Here is a 16966-nt window from a genome sequence, read left to right on the forward strand (position 1 = left end):
AGGAAGACCGTGAAACGATTTTTAATTGCCTTCCTTGCAGCTCTTGTTGTAGTGGGTGGCATTGTAGCAATTGGTATGTCTTTTCGTCCAGGCAATCAATCCAGTGATGTTTTCGGTTGGTTTGATGGTCTGAGTGAAAGTAATTTTCATATCGGAGATGGAGAGAATGGAGTAAGTAATCTGGAGAAGATTGAATTGGAAGACTCGATAGAGTGGAGTCAGGAACAGAAAATTACCATTGATAGCCAAGTGAGTGATGTTAAAATCATCAAAGGTGATTCAAATGAAATTGAAGTCAAAACAAGAGGAAAGGTTTCAAGTAACATTAAGGTTCACTTGAAATTGGAAAAAAAGAAAGATTCCATTCAAGTTCTTTTATGGCAAGAAAGGCCGGAGTCCTTCATTACGAACACAACGAATCTGGATACTGTGATTACACTACCTAAAGATTTTGCTGGTGACTTAGAAATTCAAAGCGATGTTGGTGATTTGGATTTCGGTGATTTTGAAGGTGATAGCTTGCGTGTAAATCTGGATGTTGGAGAAGTTCATGGCCTCGTCGATGCCGGAGAAATTGAGATTGAAACCAATGTGGGTGCGATTGACGTTTCTGTAATCGGTGGAGATATCATCTTGAAGTCGGATGTCGGCGAAATTGAATTCATTTGTGAAAAAGCAGATTCTTTACTTGTAACTGCAGATGTAGGATCCATTCAGGCGACCCTTTCTCAATCAGTGATTGACGCGGGTGTTGCAGCAGATTCTGGACTTGGAGATGTGAAGGGAAATGTGTCTTTTAAGGAAGGGACAGACCGAGAAGCGGCCATTCAAATGTACACAGATATTGGAGAAGTAAAAATCAATAAGCAATAAAGGAAGAACCGGAAAGATATCGACCCCCAAAAATTAGAGTGAAATCTAATCTTTGGGGGTCTTTTTAAATTTTCTGTGAAGAGATTCTTAAATCCACCTTAATTCAGTGATAAAGTTGGTTTTTTGATGATAAAATCAATAAGATGAATAATTGAAGAAAATGAAACTATTTGGAAATTTTAGACGTCTAATGTGGGAAAGGGGGTTGCCATGAGTCTGATAGAAGTGAAAGATATTAAAAAAGTATATCGATTGGGAAGTGAGAAAGTACATGCACTTCGTGGCGTTTCTTTTAATATTGAAGCCGGTGAGGTTTGTGTGATCTTGGGAAAATCAGGATCAGGTAAATCGACATTGTTGAATATGATGGCGGGTTTGGAAAAGCCTACCCGAGGAAGTGTCAAGATCAAGGGAGAAGTCGTCACCAAGATGAGCGAAAAGAAATTAGCGATGTTTCGACAAAAAAACGTTGGATTTATTTTCCAATCGTACAATTTGATGGGGGCTTTAACAGCACTTGAGAATGTCGCAATGCCGTTGACTTTTCGTGGAATAAGCAGTAAAAAACGAAACGCGGCAGCAAAAAAAATGCTGGAGAATGTTGGCTTGGGTGATCGAGTGAAACACAAGCCCAATCAAATGTCCGGAGGCCAGCAGCAGCGTGTGGGCATTGCCCGTGCACTAGTTGGGAAAGCCGAGGTGGTATTTGCCGATGAGCCGACGGGAAACCTCGATTCCAAAACTAGTGATGAGGTCATGCAGCTGATGGTGGATATTTGCAAACGCAACAATCAAGCGTTGGTCATTGTCACCCATGATGGAAGTGTTGGACAATATGCCGATAAGATCGTTTCAGTCTTAGACGGCGAAGTGCAGAATATCGTAGTGAAAGGGGAAAAACAAGATGAGCAAGCGTAAGGCGGTGGCATTCATCAGTATCTTGATGATTTTGATCACCATGATTCCAACAGGATTTGCAGCAGAGACAGATGTAACCGTTTCGATGACGACAATTTCTTCGAATAAAATTGAGAATGGGGATTCTTTCAATTTGGGAATTACAATTTCAAATAAGACGAATCAAACGATTAAGATCAAGGGTGTGCGAACACAGGATTCATCGTTTCAGATTACTTCATTAAGTGCCAGTATTTCAGGTGATTTAGAAAAAAATGGAGTAAGAAGCACCGACTTGATTTTGAAGTACTTTGGGGGTAAAAAGGATTTAATTATTGCCGTGGATTATGATATTGATGGGACGCCATATACGACAAGATTACGTACTGCCATGCCGGCAGTGCCTGTTTGGGAAGAAGATGATAATGCGGATGAGTCTAAAGATTACCAACCAAACGTGATGGTGGATCCGACACAGACGATTCCCACACTTATAGCGGGACGCGCCAATACGATTACAATTGGATTCGTAAATGATGCATCCTATGAGGCAAAGAATATTAGGATTGAGCCGCAAATTTTGGGGATTGCAAATAGCCCTTTTGAAGCCAAGCAGGTATCGATTGTCAAAAATATTACCGAACTAAAAGCGGATCAATATGAGAGTGTTAGCTTTTCTGTTGATGTGAAGGGGAATGCCCCTTCCGGTCAGGTGATTATTCCAATCAAGGGAACCTATGAAAATGCCTTTGGTGATGAGTTTCCATTAACGATTAATTACTATGTGAAAGTGCAAAACTCCAATGCCATGCCAGTGATGGCCGTTCAATCTGTGAAAGTAGACAAAGGAACCTTAAATGCGGGAACGACCGATATTTTGCGTGTGACTTTGAAAAATACGGGATCTTTGCAAGTGAAAAACCTTTCGGCGCAGATCAGTGGATTCACAGCCAATGGTATTCAATTGAACAATGCGGTGGATACGCAATTTATCAAGCAGATTAATGGTGGGCAAGTAGCTGTATTGAGTTTTCCTGTAGCAGCGTATGAGAAAATCATCACAGGAAATCAGTCTTTGAACTTGTCTTTTGCCTATGAAGATGCCTATGGAAAAGCGGGCGAAAACACGGCAACAATTTTCGTGCCAGTGGAAGGTGAATCTGCGACTTCCAGCGATGGAAATGCCTACTTGATGTTGGAATCTTATGATTTTGGCGGAGATGCAGTAACTGCGGGGGAATCCTTTGATTTAACGGTTCGATTCCAAAATTCAAATACGGAAAATGCCATTGAAAATACAGTGGTTACGATTAGTTCCGAAGATGGCATTTTTGTGCCGGTCCAGAGTTCGAATTCTTTCTATATTGAAAAATTGGACCCGAAAGAGGTCTATGAACATACCTTTACTTTGAGCCCAAGCCGGGACGCCAAGTATCAGAGTTATAAAGTAAACTTTAACATTACACCAAACCATGGCATTGAGTCACCGGAAATCAGCATACCCGTGATCCAAGAGATGCGATTGAAGATTCAAGAGCCTTCTTATCTACCTTCTGCCACGATTGGGACGCGCATGGACTATGATGTGGACTTCTATAATACTGGAAGAACCACCCTGTACAACCTTGCAATTCGTGCGGAAGGAAACTTTGAAATGCCAGAGGGAAGTGATTCGTATATTGGCAACTTGAATTCTGGTTCCAGCAACTATTACAGTCTGACCTTGGTGCCTTCTGAGGAAAAAGTCGAGGGCGTGATCTACTTTGATTATGAGGATGCCGTGGGTGGCACTCATACCAAAGAGATGAAAGTCAGCATGTTGGCAACGCCTGGTATGGATGAAGGTGATTTTTCTGGAGGAGAGGAGTTTCCACCTGATTTTGAAGGGGGAATAGAACCTCCAATCGATGGAAAGAGTGGCATGCCACTTTGGGGTTATGGAATTATCGGGGTTGTTGCCCTGGGTCTTGTTGTGACCGTTGTCAAGAAGAGAAAAGCGAAAAAGGCGGAAGAGGAGTTGGATCTCGATGAATAATATCGATCTTTTCCTGATGGGGATACGAAATCTCTGGCGGAGAAAAGCGAGAACTTTCCTAACGGTCTTGGGCGTGATTATCGGGACAACAGCCATTATTGTCATGGTTTCCTTGGGCCTTGGGATGGAACGCGCGTTTATGGAGCAAATGGAGTCAATGGGAAGTCTGACCAATATAACCGTATATAAGAATTGGGAAGGCGGATCTGATACAGAATTAAATCAAAAAGCGATTGACAAGTTCAAAAAAATAGAAAATGTTGAGGCTGTATTGGCACAAAAAAACTCCTATATGAAAATCAGTACGGGAAAGTATATAGCGAGTTTGGGAATTAACGGTGTTGATTTGGATGCCTTGCAGGCCTTTGGCTTTAAAACAACAGAAGGACGATTGCTTGAAGAGACTGATAAGAATGGATTGTTGTTCGGGGCTCAGGCTATGGATGAGTTTTACAACCCAAGAAAGAAACAAAATCGGTGGGAACAAGAGGTTGAAATCGATTTGCTTGAGCAGAAGCGAATGGTGATCACCACGGATCAAATGTATGGCGAACCCGTGCAAGATATGAGTGGAGATATGAAGCGGCCCAAGCCTCACGATACCAAGGTTGTTGGTATCTTGGAAGAATCTCAGGATATACGAGGTTGGGGCATTTATATGGACATCAATGATATGCAGAAAATCTTGGAAGCGGATGCAAAAATAACGGGACAAAAATTCGATAAAAAGCTTGTTTATGACGATGTAACCATTAAGGTAAATAGCGTCGACAATGTAGCGGCGGTTTCAGAAACCTTAAAGACACAGGGCTATCAAACCTGGAGCATGACAGATATGCTAGAGGAAATGCGCAATACGGCTCGAACCATTCAATTGGTTTTGGCGGGAATTGGTGCGGTTTCTTTATTTGTAGCTGCGATCGGGATTACCAATACCATGGTCATGTCCATTTATGAAAGAACTCGTGAGATTGGTGTTATGAAGGTTTTAGGATCCCGTTTGGTTGATATCAAGCGACTCTTCCTGTTTGAAGCCGCCTTGATTGGCGGGATCGGGGGTTTGATCGGTCTGGGATTAAGCTTCGGGGTCTCGAAATTAATCAACTCGGTGGGTACAGGGGCTCTGGGGATGGGAGAAGTTTCCGGAATCTCTTATATTCCAGTTTGGTTGGCTGCCGCAGGTATTGGATTTTCCATGCTGATTGGTTTGATTTCGGGATATTATCCGGCAAAAAGAGCGATGAATTTGTCTGCTTTGGATGCAATACGCACAGAGTAGAAAGAAGGAGAGCAGATTTGCTCTCCTTTGTTTTATGTATAAAGCCAGTGTGATAGAATGGATAGGAATTGATTGTGGAATAAGGGTAAGAAATAGATAAGAAGAGCAGAGGGGAGGCACGATAAAATGAGAGGCATAGACGAAGAATCGCGCAAGTATCATCAGAAAATGGCAAACCGAGAGAAAGAGCTGCAGGAAATGATCGAAAGAAAAGAGCGAACGATTGAGCAGCGAATTGCAGGACAAGAACCCGGTTACAATAAGAGAAGCATACCCACTCCGATTCGGAGAGCAAAACATAAGCCGAATGCTAAGAAAATCAGAGAAGAAGAGTGGCTGGGGGAACAAGCGTCGCCGAGACAATCGTCTCCAAAACAGGCGCCTCAACAACAGGAAGCAAGACAATCGTCTTCAAGACAATCGTCTTCGAGGCAATTTGAATCGAGAGCAGGAGACATGCAGAAGACTTTTCAGAATTGGGGCGCTTCTCGTTCAAAATCTTCAGGGGATAATTCTAAGACCATCGGGCGTGTCATTCGTACGGTTGTCATTCTCTATGTTGTTTTTGGTCTTTTTGCAGGACTAGTGCCACGGATTGTTGGGAATCTGGGTGAATTTGTATCGGAGTTGAGCGAAGGATTTTCTACACCGGAGCCGGAGCCGGATTATGAATATGTCACCGAAGAAGTAATCAGGGAAGAAAAAGAAGTGATAAGAACGGATTCCATGCAATTTATCATCATGATGGACGGGTGGATGGCAACATTAGATGAGGCGCAGAGTTATTTGGCGTACGAGTATACGTCGGATTCTGATCTTGCCGAGGTAGAGAGCAGACGAAATCTGCTTCAAGAGAAAATGGATGAGGCTACGAATGAAATCACGCCTCCGGATACCCTTTCAACATATTGGGATTTCTTCTTGCAGGAACATGAGTGGACGGTCATGATGTTGACGAAAACAGTCGATGGAGAATCAATTGAGACTGATTTTGAGCAATTAAATCTTTTGCAATACGATAAATTTGCTGAACTTGTGCGGGTATGGAATGCAGAAGATGTGGAATATGAGGTTTCATTTCGAACCTATGATTATTATTTAATGCCGGTCACTGAATAGGAGGACAACATGAATCAACTAGAGAACGGAAAGATCCGCATTACCGTTAAAGAGCGTGGTGCAGAGTTGACGAGCCTTTATCATAAGGAATTACAGAAGGAATATTTGTGGCAGGCGGATCCAAGGTATTGGGGCAAGCATGCACCTGTGCTTTTTCCAGTGATTGGGGCGCTACGGGATGCGGAATTTATTCATGATGGGAAGGTGTTTAATCTGACCAAACATGGATTTGCAAGAGATCTCGATTTTATATTGGTAGAAATGGGTGCTGATTATTTAGAGTATGAACTCGAAGCTACCGAGAAGACGAAGACTTGGTATCCTTTTGATTTTTCTCTTCGTATTCGCTACACCCTTGAAGACGAGACGGTACATACAGACTATTTTGTAACAAATAAAGGACAGAAAGAGATGTTTTATTCTTTGGGTGCCCACCCGGCATTTAATTGGCCCTTGGAGGCAGAGGAAGAGTTTTCAGATTATCATCTACGATTTGCTAAACAAGAGAACTTGGATTCACTGATGATCAATCAAGAGACGGGTTTACGAAACCTTGAGAAAAGGAATGTGCTCGAGGAGTCTGCAGTGCTGGATTTGGATCATGCTCTTTTCAAAGACGATGCTTTGATCTTTGAAGGTGTAGAGTCGGATTGGGTCCGGTTTGAAAGTCAGAAAAGTGAACGTTTTATTCAAGTATCCTTGAAGGGATTTACGCATTTGGGGATTTGGACAAAGCCGAATCATGCACCTTTTCTTTGCATTGAACCCTGGCTTGGGCTTTGTGATCGACAAGATGCAACGAAACTGATTGATCAAAAAGATGGAATCCGCATGGTAAGTGCTGGAAAATCGAGTCAAGTTCGACTAACAATTGCCATTGGATAAAGGGATAAACAAAAGAAAATTTGAAAGACTGATTTGTAGGCGATTATCTTCTAAAGAGATCGCCTTTTTTATGTGCTTTTTAAGGAGAGAAGGATGGTTCGGGTTGACAAGGCATAGGTGAAACGGTAAAATTGGTATATACATATATACAAGTGGAGGTGGACATGGAGAAAGCTGTAATCTTTGATATGGATGGGGTAATTATTGATAGTGAACAAGCGCACAAGGAAGCCGCCTACGTGTTGATCGATCGCTTGGGTTTCTCTGTGAGCGAGGCTTTGTTTGAGACCTTTACTGGTCGACGCAGTGTGGATTGCTGGAAGATGATGATGGATGTGCAGGAAAAGGATTTCGATTTGGATCCGATTCTCTTGGCGGAAGAAGAAGAAAAGATCTTTTTTTCCCTATACTACGGAGAAAAACAAGCAGTTCTGGTTTCGGGCGTACAGGAGCTGATGATGAAATTTCGGGCGATGGGTATTCCCATGATTGTCGCATCTTCTTCACCAGTCATTGCCATTGAAAAAATGCTAACGTATTTTAAGTTAGAATCTGTATTTTCAGGTTTTGTTTCGGGGAGTCATGTTAAGCACGGCAAGCCTGCACCCGATATTTTTCTAGCGGCGGCAGAAAAATTGAATTTTAAGCCGGGTGATTGCTTGGTCATTGAGGATTCAGATGCAGGTGTGGAAGCGGCAAATCGCGCGGGTATGAAGGTCATTGGCTTTGCCAATCCGAATTCCCACAACCAAAAATTGAACAAAGCTAATTTAGTTGTAGAGGATTTTATGAAAGAATGGGATCAAATACAAAAACTGTTGAGGTGACGAAAGATGAAAGCAATTATTAACGGGAAGATGATTCTTCCAAACGAAGTCGTAGAAAACAAGGTGCTGATCTTTGATCAAAAGATTCAAGAAATTACGGATGTGATTCCAAAAGGCATTGAGGTGATTGATGCAAAGGGTGCTTATGTGGCGCCAGGCTTTGTGGATGTGCATATCCATGGGGCAGGCGGTCATGATGCCATGGAGGGAACACGGGAAGCTTTGGAAGCGATTAGCAATAAGATTGTTGCTGACGGGGTGACCAGCTTCTTGCCAACAACGATGACCATGGATAAAGCAGCCATCCGCCAAGCTTTTGCCCAAGCAAAATTGGCAATAGATACGGATTTGCCAGGTGCTCGACCCATTGGAATCAACATGGAAGGGCCATTTATTTCTTTGGCTAAGAAGGGTGCGCAGAATGCAGATTATGTGAATAAGCCGGATTGGTCATATATTGAAGGATATGAAGATGTGATTCGCTTGATGACCATTGCACCCGAAGAAGATGAGAATCAGACCTTTATTAAAAAAGTGAAAGAAGAAACAGATATTCGACTCTCAATTGGCCACTCCAATGCATCTTTTGAGGAAGCCTTGGCGGGAATTGAGGCGGGTTGTTCCCATATGACACATTTTTTTAATGGAATGACGGGACTGAATCATCGAGATCCAGGCTGTGTGGGTGCCGGATTTTCTTCTGATGTTTATGTGGAACTGATTTCTGACACGATTCATATTCACCCCGGATTGTTCGAGTATATTGTAAAATCCAAGGGATTGGATCGCGTGGTTTTGATTACAGACTGCATTATGGCCGGCGGATTGGAAGATGGAGAATACGCTTTGGGTGGACAAGCTGTAACCGTAGCAGGAGGTGCCGCACGACTTAAGGATGGTACCCTTGCTGGAAGTACGCACAGTTTGATTAAAGCCGTGGAAAATGTGAAAAAGCATACCGACTTTAGTCTTCCTCAAGTAGTGAGAATGGCGACTTTGACACCGGCTGCATCCATTGGGGTTGATGCCATGAAGGGAAGTTTGGAGATTGGCAAGGATGCCGATTTTGTATTCTTCAATGAAGATTTTCACGTGCAGACAACCATCATTGCTGGAGAAAAACGATATCAAGTATAGGATGAGAGCCTTAGGGCTCTTTTTTCTTGTTCTTTTTTGGAATTCAGTGGAAGAAATTAGAGCAGAAGTGCTACAATGGAGGAAAGGCGCAAGGAGGGAAGAGATGAAACGGTGGAAAGAATGGAGTATCGGATTGATCATCTTAACCTTTGTAATTTTATTGATTGCAGGCGCTAAATGGATGAATCAGCCAAGCAAACAAATCATTCCGAAAGCCTTGGATTCTTCGGGAGAATGGGTTCGAGAGTGGAAGTTGAAAAAAAATGTGTCAGACGGCGTGGTTTTTGGAAGAGGATGGTTATTTTTGGAGGAGTCATGGCTGCGGGCCTATGATTTAGAAGGAAGTCTTTTGTTTGAAAGACAGATTTCCATGCAGGATGACTGGAGTGTATCGGAACGCCGCCTTTATATTTACAATCGTCCGACAGGTAAGATTGAATGTTTGTCACCGACCTATGAAAGTTTGTGGGCCATTAGCTTTATGAGGCCGATTGAATCGGTTTTCCCCTACCAAGGATTGTTGGCAGTTAGTGCAAAGAGCGGTCAAACCAGCGAACAATTAATGATCCTTGATCCGCAAGGCGGACAAGTCCTGGCAAATCTGTCGTCTCCCAATACAACGCTGCTCTTGGCGAATCGTGCTGAGACAGGTTATTTTGTGTCGGGGGTTCAAATGAAAGATGGGTATTGGCGGAATTATATTCTTCACTTTGATCAGGCTGGTAATCTTTTGGATGATTTAAAGGTGAATGAACCGGTCATTTTGGCAACGCGGATGCTGGACTCACAAACCATGTTGATCGTTTCGCAAGGTTCCTTGGCACTCTATCAAAGAGAGTCAATTATGAAACGAATTGAGTTGGATGTCTATCCCAAAGCCGTTGAAATCCAAGAGATGGGAATTGACTGTTTATTGACAGATGAATCGCACGGTGAGCTGATTCGTTTGGATCAGGATCTGAATATGGTAAAACAATTGGATGGATTGCCTAGTTTTACACATTTGGTTCTCTATCAGGGGTATTATTATCTTTGGAATGAAAAGGAATGGGGAATGGTTGAAATAGAATCGATGACCTATATTCCTGGTACCAAGTTGGAAGAAAAAATTGTGGCTCTTGTGCCGGTTGAGGGAGAATTGTGGCTGGTACATGAGTATGGAATCGATTTGCTTTATTGGCGGAAGGAGGCGTAATCCATGGATGGAATGATGACACAGCTATCGGGAACAAACTTATTGGATATTATCGTCTTGGCTTTGTGCCTGTGGTTTTCAATTGCGGGTGCAGTTAAGGGTTTTGTTTATACCTTTTTTAAATTGGCTGCTTTAATCTTGTCTGCTTATTTGGCCAAGGTGTATAGTTCAGTGGTTTCATATTATCTGACGGACCATTTTCAATGGGCGGAAAGCAGTGTACGACAGATCCAATCTTTTTTAACGGGAATCTTAGACAAAATTGGAATCAATGCAGAACTGATCGATACATTAAAGTTGGAACAGGTGAAAGGTTTATTGACGCCTGATGTGAGAGCTGGATTGAGTGCACAAGGGATTTCACCAGAGGCGGCGGAGAAGGTATTGGCATCTAAGCACTTAGAAATTTTATCTATGGATCAAGGGACTATTTCTGGAATTACGGGTCATTTAAGCCAAATGATCTTTTCTGGCTTGGTAATGGTTGTTCTATTTTTACTCTTTTATGCCCTAGCTTCTGTCTTGGTTATGTTGCTTGACCGCATTGCAGATCTGCCAGTCTTGAGCACGATGAACGCATTTTTTGGATTTCTATTTGGTTTGCTTAAAGCGATTATATTGATTTGGATTTTAATGGCAATGGTGCAGCCTTATACCTTGGTTAACCCTGATGCTGCAATTTCACAGTGGGTGCAGACGGCGAAACTTGGACACTGGCTCTTTGCCTATAATCCCATCGCATGGTTTGTCTTTTAATTGAGAAGGAGTGCAAATGAATCTTGACTGGATCTATCTTGCTATACTATTGATCGGCATCGAGATTGGACATCGGAAAGGAATTCTATATTCTGCGGCAATTTTACTTTTGTTTTTCCCCTTGAGGATGGTGAGTTATCGTCTTGCATTTCTACTTTCAGATTTTGTCTTAAATCGATTTAAGGGGATCTTGGATTATCAATTGCAGTGGACAGAATCCGTGGTCCGAACGGTAGAGGCGGGGGATCTTACGCATTTTACAAAAGGAAGCAGACTTTTGCTTGAGCATCCCATGATGCAGAATGACCGAACAGCAAGTTGGATTGGTGAGATGACACAAGGTATGATTGTTACCCCGGGTGGTATTGACCGATTATCAAATTTGAATTTGATTCAGGCCATTGCCTTTGTGGTCTTGCTTGTATTATTGGCAGTGGCTATGGTTCTTGTAGGAAAAATGACCCAAAAATTAGAATTTGGAAAACATGATCAAATTGGCGGAGCAGTGGTTTTTTCGATCCTTGGCTTGTTCCTTGTCTATCAAGCGCTTTTGGTGGTCGGGCCTAGTATTTGGCTGGTGCCGGCAAGTCCGATTTCACAAGGCATGGCAGATAGTTGGATGATCAAGAAATTATTTACACACAATCCGTTGATGTATTTATAGGAGGAGTATATAGATGAAAGTAAATGCAATTGGACTTCCATGTCCACAACCGGTAATTCAAACAAAAAAGGCCTTGGAGGCGATTGAGTCTGGCCTTGTTGAGGTGGTTGTCGATAATATGGTGGCAAGAGAAAATGTGAAAAAACTGGCAGCTAAGCTTGGATTTCCCTGCCAAGAGAGGGAAGAAGGCGATAAAATAATCGTTATGATTACAAAGGGCCAAGATGCAGTAAAGCCGGAAGTTTCGGCCGCACAATTGGCACCGCGCACCCTTGCAATTGCGGCAGAGACCATGGGTCGCGGCGATGAAGAATTGGGAAAAATTTTGATGAAGGGATTTATTTACAGCTTAACAGAAGTTCATCCTTACCCCAAAACGATTCTTTTTTATAATGGTGGAGTCAAACTCGCTTGCGAGGGGGCGGAATCCATTGAGGATCTTGAAAAATTGGAGGCTGCCGGGGTTGAAATCTTGGTATGCGGGACATGCTTGAATTTCTTTGATCTCGGTGATAAAATTGCCGTTGGGTCTGTGAGTAATATGTACACGATTGTCGAGGCCTTGCAAGACACTGAAAATACGTTGATTTTATCATAGGAGACAAAATGGATATTTTTTATATTTTCACTTTTGATTCTACCCAGCAAGCAATGCGTTGTGAGAAGGAATTAAAAGAAGAAGGGTTTCGTGTTCGCATTATTCCAACACCAAGAGAAATTACAGCGAGCTGCGGATTATCTTTGCGTTTTGAAAAGAAGGATCAGGGACTGATTCAAGACAAGGTGAGAAAACAAGGTCTTGAAATCATGGGAATCTATCGCGTGGAGAAGGAAGGCTTGAAAAAGCAGGTCTTTCCCTTAAACGAAGAATAGGGAGGCTATCATGGCGGTTATCCGTAAGTACTATGCAGGCGACATTTTATGGTTGAAGAAACAGCACCCTTGCGGGTCTCATGAGTGGAAAGTGATTCGAACGGGCTCGGATATGAAATTGAAATGCATGGGGTGTGAGCGGGAAGTTTGGATTGAACGTCGAGAGCTTCACAAAAGAGTGAAGAAGGTGGTTCTTTCCATGGCACCCAAAGAAGAGAATGAGTAACCAGCGCAAATGCGTTGGTTTTTTTTCGTCGTAGAAAAAGACAAACGAACGTCAGTCGCAACGAATTATGACGAACTTGAAACAAAATAGTAAAAGCGTTATAATATGAATAATTGACTGAAAAGAACGACGAAGGAATCGAATGTTAAGCAATTATGACAGAACTATGTTTAAATCGTAATAAATGCACGAAGAATAAGAGCTATAACTCAGGTACAATAAAAATAGGAAAACGTTTTTAATGGAGGGGTAAAATGAAATTTGCGAGCAGAATGGATCGAATCAAAGCATCTGAGATCAGAGAACTATTGAAATTAACCCAACGACCTGAGATTATTTCATTTGCCGGTGGCCTGCCTGCACCGGAATTGTTTCCGATCAAGGCCATGCAAAAAGCCCTGAATGACACAATGGAAAAACAGGGAGCCCAAGCCTTGCAATACGGACCGACGGAAGGCTACGATCCACTTAGAAAGCAGATCGTTGAATTGATGAAATCAACAGAAATTGAAGCAAAGTATGAAGATATTTTGGTTACAAATGGATCCCAACAAGGTTTGGATTTCTCCGGCCGTGTGTTCTTGAACGAAGGCGATTATGTGATTACAGAAAGTCCAAGTTATCTGGGGGCTCTTAGTGCCTTTAAAGCCTACGAGTGCAATTTCTTAGATGTAGAAACTGATGATGATGGCATGAAGATGGACAAATTGGAAGCAACGATCAAGGCCCATGGTGATCGCGTGAAGATGATCTATGTTATTCCAGATTTTCAGAATCCATCAGGAAAAACCTGGTCTTTGGAACGAAGAAAGCAATTGCTTGAAATTGCAAAAAAATATGATCTACCGATTGTAGAAGACAATCCGTATGGGATGTTGCGTTTTGAAGGTAAGATCTTGCCTTCAATTTATAGCATGGATACCGACGGGCGGGTCATCTTTTTGGGAACATTCTCGAAGATCTTGATACCTGGTTTTCGTCTGGGTTGGGTTTGTGCGAGCCCAGAAATTTTGCAAAAATTTATTCTGTGCAAACAAGGTGCCGACTTGCAGGCGGGTACGATTAACCAGATCGCAGCGTCTAATTTAATGGATGAGTTTGATATCTATGAGCATGTTGAAAATCTAAAAGTGGTTTACAAAAAACGTCGAGATGCAATGTTGGCGGCGATGGATACATATTTCCCTGAAGGAGTTACCTATACGAGACCAGCTGGTGGCTTGTTCACTTGGGTTGTTGTACCGGAAACTATCGATACCAAGGCCTTGGGCATGAAAGCCATTGAAAACCTTGTTGCTTTTGTACCAGGCGGTTCTTTCTTCCCGAATGGGGGCAACGAGCGTTGCATGCGAATGAATTACTCTATGATGAATGAAGAGAAGATTGAAGAGGGCATTAAACGCCTAGGTGAGTTGATTAAAAACGAATTATAGAAAGAGTTTTTAGGCCGCTTGCAAGCGGCCTTTTCTTTTCTTGCGTAGCCAATAAAGTTGTGGTATACTATTTCGTGCAACAGTATTCCTTGTCCGTGAGGACCGGAGACCATAAGGAGGTGGAAAAAATGAGAAAATATGAATTAGGATTGGTTGTTAAACCAGACTTGACTGATGAAGCACGTATTGCTGTGATCACTAAGTTCCAAGGTATTATCGAAGCTCAAAAAGGATCCGTCGTGAAACTTGACGATTGGGGAAAAAGAAAGCTTGCTTACGAGATCGAGAAATATCGTGAAGGTTATTACTCATTTACAACGTTTGAAGGTAACGGAGACGTAGTAAACGAATTGAACCGTATCGCGCGTATTTCAGAGGAGTTACTTCGACACTTGATTATCCGTGTAGAAGACTAAGTCCGAAAGGGTGGGATTTGAATGAATAAAGTAATCTTAATTGGTCGATTAACACAAGATCCAGAATTGCGATTTTCACAAGGTAGCAATATGGCTGTCGCACACTTTAGTGTTGCGGTAGATAAGGGATTATCTCGCGATAAGCGAGATGAAATGGCGAGACAAGGGAAGCCAACAGCTGATTTCCCCCGTGTGGTTGTCTTTGGACGACAGGCGGAAAGTTGTGCCAATTACTTATCAAAAGGTCTTATGGTTGCAGTAGAGGGAAGTATTCAAACTGGTTCTTATACGAATAAAGAGGGACGAAAGGTTTATACAACAGAAGTGTTGGCAAATCGAGTTGAATTTATTGAGCGAGCCAATGCATCGAAAGGTGCCGGTCAGCCAAGTCAACAACGACCTTCATTTGATAATCGTCCAGCACAACAGACGCAAAATCAAAATCAAACGAATTCCAACGATGATTTCGACAGTTTCAGTCAGATTAATGACGACGAGATACCATTTTAAAGGAGGAAACGAACATGGCAGGAAAACCTCGTTTTCGCAAACGCAGAAAAGTAAATCCTTTTGCGGGCGATAACATGAAAAAAATCAACTATAAAAATGTTGAGATTCTTCGTAAGTGTGTAACGGATCGTGGTAAAATTTTACCACGTCGTGTCTTGGGCACAACAGCCGTAGCACAACGAAAAGTCACAATTGAAATTAAGAGAGCACGCCAATTGGCATTGCTACCTTACACAGCAGAGTAAAAGTTCACCCACAGAGATGTGGGTGTTTTTTTTATTCGATTAATGGGGTGGGTCGTAGAATCTTATTTTATCGGTTACGAAATTGTTAAGGCTCACTTGGAAGAGACGCGGTCTTTTTGTGTTACAATTAATCAATGAGGTGAATCATGGGGAAGATAGAAGTAGCGGTAGGGATTGCGATCAGAGAGGACGGCGCCGTCCTTTTGGGGCAGCGAAAAGAATCAATGATTCACGGCGGAAAATGGGAATTTCCCGGGGGGAAGATCGAAGCGGGAGAAATGCCATCGGAAGCCCTGATTCGCGAATGGAAAGAAGAAGTTGATGCTGATCTGACTCATATTCAATTTTGGAAAAAGTTGGACTATTCATATGGAGATAGAGACCTTATTTTATATCTGCATTTTTGTGAGATCACATCGGACATAACTGCGATTGTCCATCAGGAGTTGCGATGGTGTCATCCATCGGATCTGGAAGAAGGGTCAGTTTTAGAAGCCGATCAGCTTATTTACAAGGCCTTGATCAAACGAGATTTATTTGATACAGATGAGCCCGCCATGGTTGAATTTTTACACTGGTACAGGGAGAATGCGAGAGACCTCCCTTGGCGAAATACCCGGGATCCTTATCGAATCTGGTTGTCTGAAATCATGTTACAGCAAACGCGGGTTGAAACGGTAATAGACTATTATTGTCGATTTTTGGAAAAGTTTCCATTGGTGGAGAGCTTGGCAAAGGCTCCCGAGGAAGCGGTGATGAAGGCCTGGGAAGGATTGGGTTATTATTCGCGGGCGAGGAATCTTCATGCCTGCGCAAAGGAAGTTACAAAGCGCGGTGCATTTCCAACAAGCAAAAGAGAACTTTTGAAACTACCCGGAATTGGAGACTATACTTCAGGAGCGATTGCCAGTTTTGCTTTCTTGGAACGGGTTCCGGCGGTAGATGGAAATGTTTTGCGGGTGGCGGCTAGATGGCTTGGCATTTGGGAAGATATCATGAAACCGCAAACCCGTAGTGGAATCGCTTCTTTGTTGATGGAGCGATTGCCCAAGGATGTAGCGACCTTTAATCAGGCAATGATGGAATTGGGTGCGACAATTTGCAAACCTAAAAATCCAGATTGTAACCGATGCCCATTAGAGGGTGATTGTTATGCCAAGTGGCATGGGGAATTGTCTGAGTTGCCAATCAAATCAAAGAAGAAAAAGCCAAAGCGCGTAGAAGTAGCCGTGGGTCTGATTCACATTGGAGACCGGCTATTAATGGTGAAACGCCCATCGGAAGGCTTGTTAGCTGGGCTTTGGGGGTTTCCTATTGGAGAGGGCGAGACCCAAGAAGCCGCGCATGCAGCTTTGAAGGATTATTTGGAAGAGCATTTCGATCTGAAGGTGATGGCGGGCCGTTGCGGAGAATCCGCCGAACATGTTTTTACCCACAGAATTTGGATGATGAAGACTTATCACTTTGAGGTAAGTAAAATGCCAGAGGTCGCGTATCCGGTGAATCGAGTATTGCATGCAAGCGAATTTGATCAGTTGGCGATTCCAACAGCTTTCCAAAAGATCATAAAAAAAGGAAGCCTTTAGGCTTCCCTTT

The 16966-nt window shown here is 42.7% G+C and carries 19 protein-coding genes; all 19 read left to right on the forward strand.

The genetic code is table 11. From position 1 onward, the window contains the following. Positions 1-9 precede the first annotated feature (9 nt). The 19 genes from AC25CA_RS00300 to mutY all read left to right on the forward strand — a co-directional run bounded on the left by AC25CA_RS00300 (position 10) and on the right by mutY (position 16956). On the forward strand, positions 10-873 hold the full coding sequence (locus AC25CA_RS00300) for a DUF4097 family beta strand repeat-containing protein (RefSeq protein ID WP_486815039.1): 864 nt from the start codon (positions 10-12) through the stop codon (positions 871-873). Positions 874-1083: 210 nt separating this feature from the next. After that, positions 1084-1791, forward strand: a complete 708-nt coding sequence (locus AC25CA_RS00305; RefSeq protein WP_486815040.1) for an ABC transporter ATP-binding protein — start codon at positions 1084-1086, stop codon at positions 1789-1791. Further along, entirely contained in the window at positions 1778-3805 is a 2028-nt protein-coding gene (locus AC25CA_RS00310) for a COG1361 S-layer family protein (protein WP_486815041.1), read from the forward strand. The genes AC25CA_RS00305 and AC25CA_RS00310 overlap by 14 nt, the downstream gene beginning before the upstream one ends. Next, on the forward strand, positions 3798-5084 hold the full coding sequence (locus AC25CA_RS00315) for an ABC transporter permease (RefSeq protein ID WP_486815042.1): 1287 nt from the start codon (positions 3798-3800) through the stop codon (positions 5082-5084). The genes AC25CA_RS00310 and AC25CA_RS00315 overlap by 8 nt, the downstream gene beginning before the upstream one ends. A gap of 126 nt (positions 5085-5210) precedes the next feature. Further along, on the forward strand, positions 5211-6203 hold the full coding sequence (locus AC25CA_RS00320; protein ID WP_486815043.1) for a hypothetical protein: 993 nt from the start codon (positions 5211-5213) through the stop codon (positions 6201-6203). A 9-nt stretch (positions 6204-6212) separates the two neighbouring features. Then, the gene (locus AC25CA_RS00325; protein ID WP_486815044.1) at positions 6213-7088 is read left to right on the forward strand and encodes an aldose 1-epimerase family protein; all 876 of its coding nucleotides are present in this window, start codon (positions 6213-6215) and stop codon (positions 7086-7088) included. Positions 7089-7252: 164 nt separating this feature from the next. Further along, positions 7253-7915, forward strand: a complete 663-nt coding sequence (locus AC25CA_RS00330; RefSeq protein ID WP_486815045.1) for an HAD family hydrolase — start codon at positions 7253-7255, stop codon at positions 7913-7915. 6 nt (positions 7916-7921) lie between these two features. Then, positions 7922-9052 (forward strand): N-acetylglucosamine-6-phosphate deacetylase, encoded by a 1131-nt coding sequence (gene nagA, locus AC25CA_RS00335; protein ID WP_486815046.1) that lies wholly within the window; start codon positions 7922-7924, stop codon positions 9050-9052. Between the two features lie 103 nt (positions 9053-9155). Continuing rightward, positions 9156-10247 carry a DUF5711 family protein gene (locus AC25CA_RS00340; protein WP_486815047.1) on the forward strand — a complete coding sequence of 364 codons (1092 nt, stop codon included), beginning with the start codon at positions 9156-9158 and terminating at the stop codon, positions 10245-10247. A 3-nt stretch (positions 10248-10250) separates the two neighbouring features. After that, entirely contained in the window at positions 10251-11003 is a 753-nt protein-coding gene (locus AC25CA_RS00345; protein ID WP_486815048.1) for a CvpA family protein, read from the forward strand. 16 nt (positions 11004-11019) lie between these two features. Further along, positions 11020-11667 carry a hypothetical protein gene (locus tag AC25CA_RS00350; RefSeq protein ID WP_486815049.1) on the forward strand — a complete coding sequence of 216 codons (648 nt, stop codon included), beginning with the start codon at positions 11020-11022 and terminating at the stop codon, positions 11665-11667. A 13-nt stretch (positions 11668-11680) separates the two neighbouring features. After that, positions 11681-12265 (forward strand): sulfurtransferase-like selenium metabolism protein YedF, encoded by a 585-nt coding sequence (gene yedF / locus AC25CA_RS00355; RefSeq protein WP_486815050.1) that lies wholly within the window; start codon positions 11681-11683, stop codon positions 12263-12265. Positions 12266-12273: 8 nt separating this feature from the next. After that, the gene (locus tag AC25CA_RS00360; protein ID WP_486815051.1) at positions 12274-12540 is read left to right on the forward strand and encodes a putative Se/S carrier protein; all 267 of its coding nucleotides are present in this window, start codon (positions 12274-12276) and stop codon (positions 12538-12540) included. 10 nt (positions 12541-12550) lie between these two features. After that, positions 12551-12766 carry a DUF951 domain-containing protein gene (locus AC25CA_RS00365; protein ID WP_486815052.1) on the forward strand — a complete coding sequence of 72 codons (216 nt, stop codon included), beginning with the start codon at positions 12551-12553 and terminating at the stop codon, positions 12764-12766. Between the two features lie 254 nt (positions 12767-13020). Then, on the forward strand, positions 13021-14199 hold the full coding sequence (locus AC25CA_RS00370) for an aminotransferase-like domain-containing protein (protein ID WP_486815053.1): 1179 nt from the start codon (positions 13021-13023) through the stop codon (positions 14197-14199). Between the two features lie 128 nt (positions 14200-14327). After that, positions 14328-14615: a 30S ribosomal protein S6 gene (gene rpsF / locus AC25CA_RS00375; protein ID WP_486815054.1), complete on the forward strand. Its 288-nt coding sequence runs from the start codon at positions 14328-14330 to the stop codon at positions 14613-14615. 21 nt (positions 14616-14636) lie between these two features. Next, entirely contained in the window at positions 14637-15125 is a 489-nt protein-coding gene (locus tag AC25CA_RS00380) for a single-stranded DNA-binding protein (protein WP_486815055.1), read from the forward strand. Between the two features lie 14 nt (positions 15126-15139). Further along, positions 15140-15370, forward strand: a complete 231-nt coding sequence (gene rpsR, locus AC25CA_RS00385; RefSeq protein ID WP_486815056.1) for a 30S ribosomal protein S18 — start codon at positions 15140-15142, stop codon at positions 15368-15370. Between the two features lie 146 nt (positions 15371-15516). Continuing rightward, positions 15517-16956: an A/G-specific adenine glycosylase gene (gene mutY / locus AC25CA_RS00390; RefSeq protein ID WP_486815057.1), complete on the forward strand. Its 1440-nt coding sequence runs from the start codon at positions 15517-15519 to the stop codon at positions 16954-16956. Positions 16957-16966: the final 10 nt, after the last annotated feature.

It is taken from the genome of Gottschalkiaceae bacterium SANA (genome assembly GCA_036323355.1).
Lineage (GTDB): Bacteria > Bacillota > Clostridia > Tissierellales > GPF-1 > GPF-1.

What these genes read in the sequence shown, in the direction of transcription:
- AC25CA_RS00305 (WP_486815040.1), top strand. Translation starts at nt 1,084, where the DNA reads ATGAGTCTGATAGAAGTGAAAGATATTAAAAAAGTATATCGATTGGGA.
- AC25CA_RS00310 (WP_486815041.1), top strand. Translation starts at nt 1,778, where the DNA reads ATGAGCAAGCGTAAGGCGGTGGCATTCATCAGTATCTTGATGATTTTG.
- AC25CA_RS00315 (WP_486815042.1), top strand. Translation starts at nt 3,798, where the DNA reads ATGAATAATATCGATCTTTTCCTGATGGGGATACGAAATCTCTGGCGG.
- AC25CA_RS00320 (WP_486815043.1), top strand. Translation starts at nt 5,211, where the DNA reads ATGAGAGGCATAGACGAAGAATCGCGCAAGTATCATCAGAAAATGGCA.
- AC25CA_RS00325 (WP_486815044.1), top strand. Translation starts at nt 6,213, where the DNA reads ATGAATCAACTAGAGAACGGAAAGATCCGCATTACCGTTAAAGAGCGT.
- AC25CA_RS00330 (WP_486815045.1), top strand. Translation starts at nt 7,253, where the DNA reads ATGGAGAAAGCTGTAATCTTTGATATGGATGGGGTAATTATTGATAGT.
- nagA (WP_486815046.1), top strand. Translation starts at nt 7,922, where the DNA reads ATGAAAGCAATTATTAACGGGAAGATGATTCTTCCAAACGAAGTCGTA.
- AC25CA_RS00340 (WP_486815047.1), top strand. Translation starts at nt 9,156, where the DNA reads ATGAAACGGTGGAAAGAATGGAGTATCGGATTGATCATCTTAACCTTT.
- AC25CA_RS00345 (WP_486815048.1), top strand. Translation starts at nt 10,251, where the DNA reads ATGGATGGAATGATGACACAGCTATCGGGAACAAACTTATTGGATATT.
- AC25CA_RS00350 (WP_486815049.1), top strand. Translation starts at nt 11,020, where the DNA reads ATGAATCTTGACTGGATCTATCTTGCTATACTATTGATCGGCATCGAG.
- yedF (WP_486815050.1), top strand. Translation starts at nt 11,681, where the DNA reads ATGAAAGTAAATGCAATTGGACTTCCATGTCCACAACCGGTAATTCAA.
- AC25CA_RS00360 (WP_486815051.1), top strand. Translation starts at nt 12,274, where the DNA reads ATGGATATTTTTTATATTTTCACTTTTGATTCTACCCAGCAAGCAATG.
- AC25CA_RS00365 (WP_486815052.1), top strand. Translation starts at nt 12,551, where the DNA reads ATGGCGGTTATCCGTAAGTACTATGCAGGCGACATTTTATGGTTGAAG.
- AC25CA_RS00370 (WP_486815053.1), top strand. Translation starts at nt 13,021, where the DNA reads ATGAAATTTGCGAGCAGAATGGATCGAATCAAAGCATCTGAGATCAGA.
- rpsF (WP_486815054.1), top strand. Translation starts at nt 14,328, where the DNA reads ATGAGAAAATATGAATTAGGATTGGTTGTTAAACCAGACTTGACTGAT.
- AC25CA_RS00380 (WP_486815055.1), top strand. Translation starts at nt 14,637, where the DNA reads ATGAATAAAGTAATCTTAATTGGTCGATTAACACAAGATCCAGAATTG.
- rpsR (WP_486815056.1), top strand. Translation starts at nt 15,140, where the DNA reads ATGGCAGGAAAACCTCGTTTTCGCAAACGCAGAAAAGTAAATCCTTTT.
- mutY (WP_486815057.1), top strand. Translation starts at nt 15,517, where the DNA reads ATGGGGAAGATAGAAGTAGCGGTAGGGATTGCGATCAGAGAGGACGGC.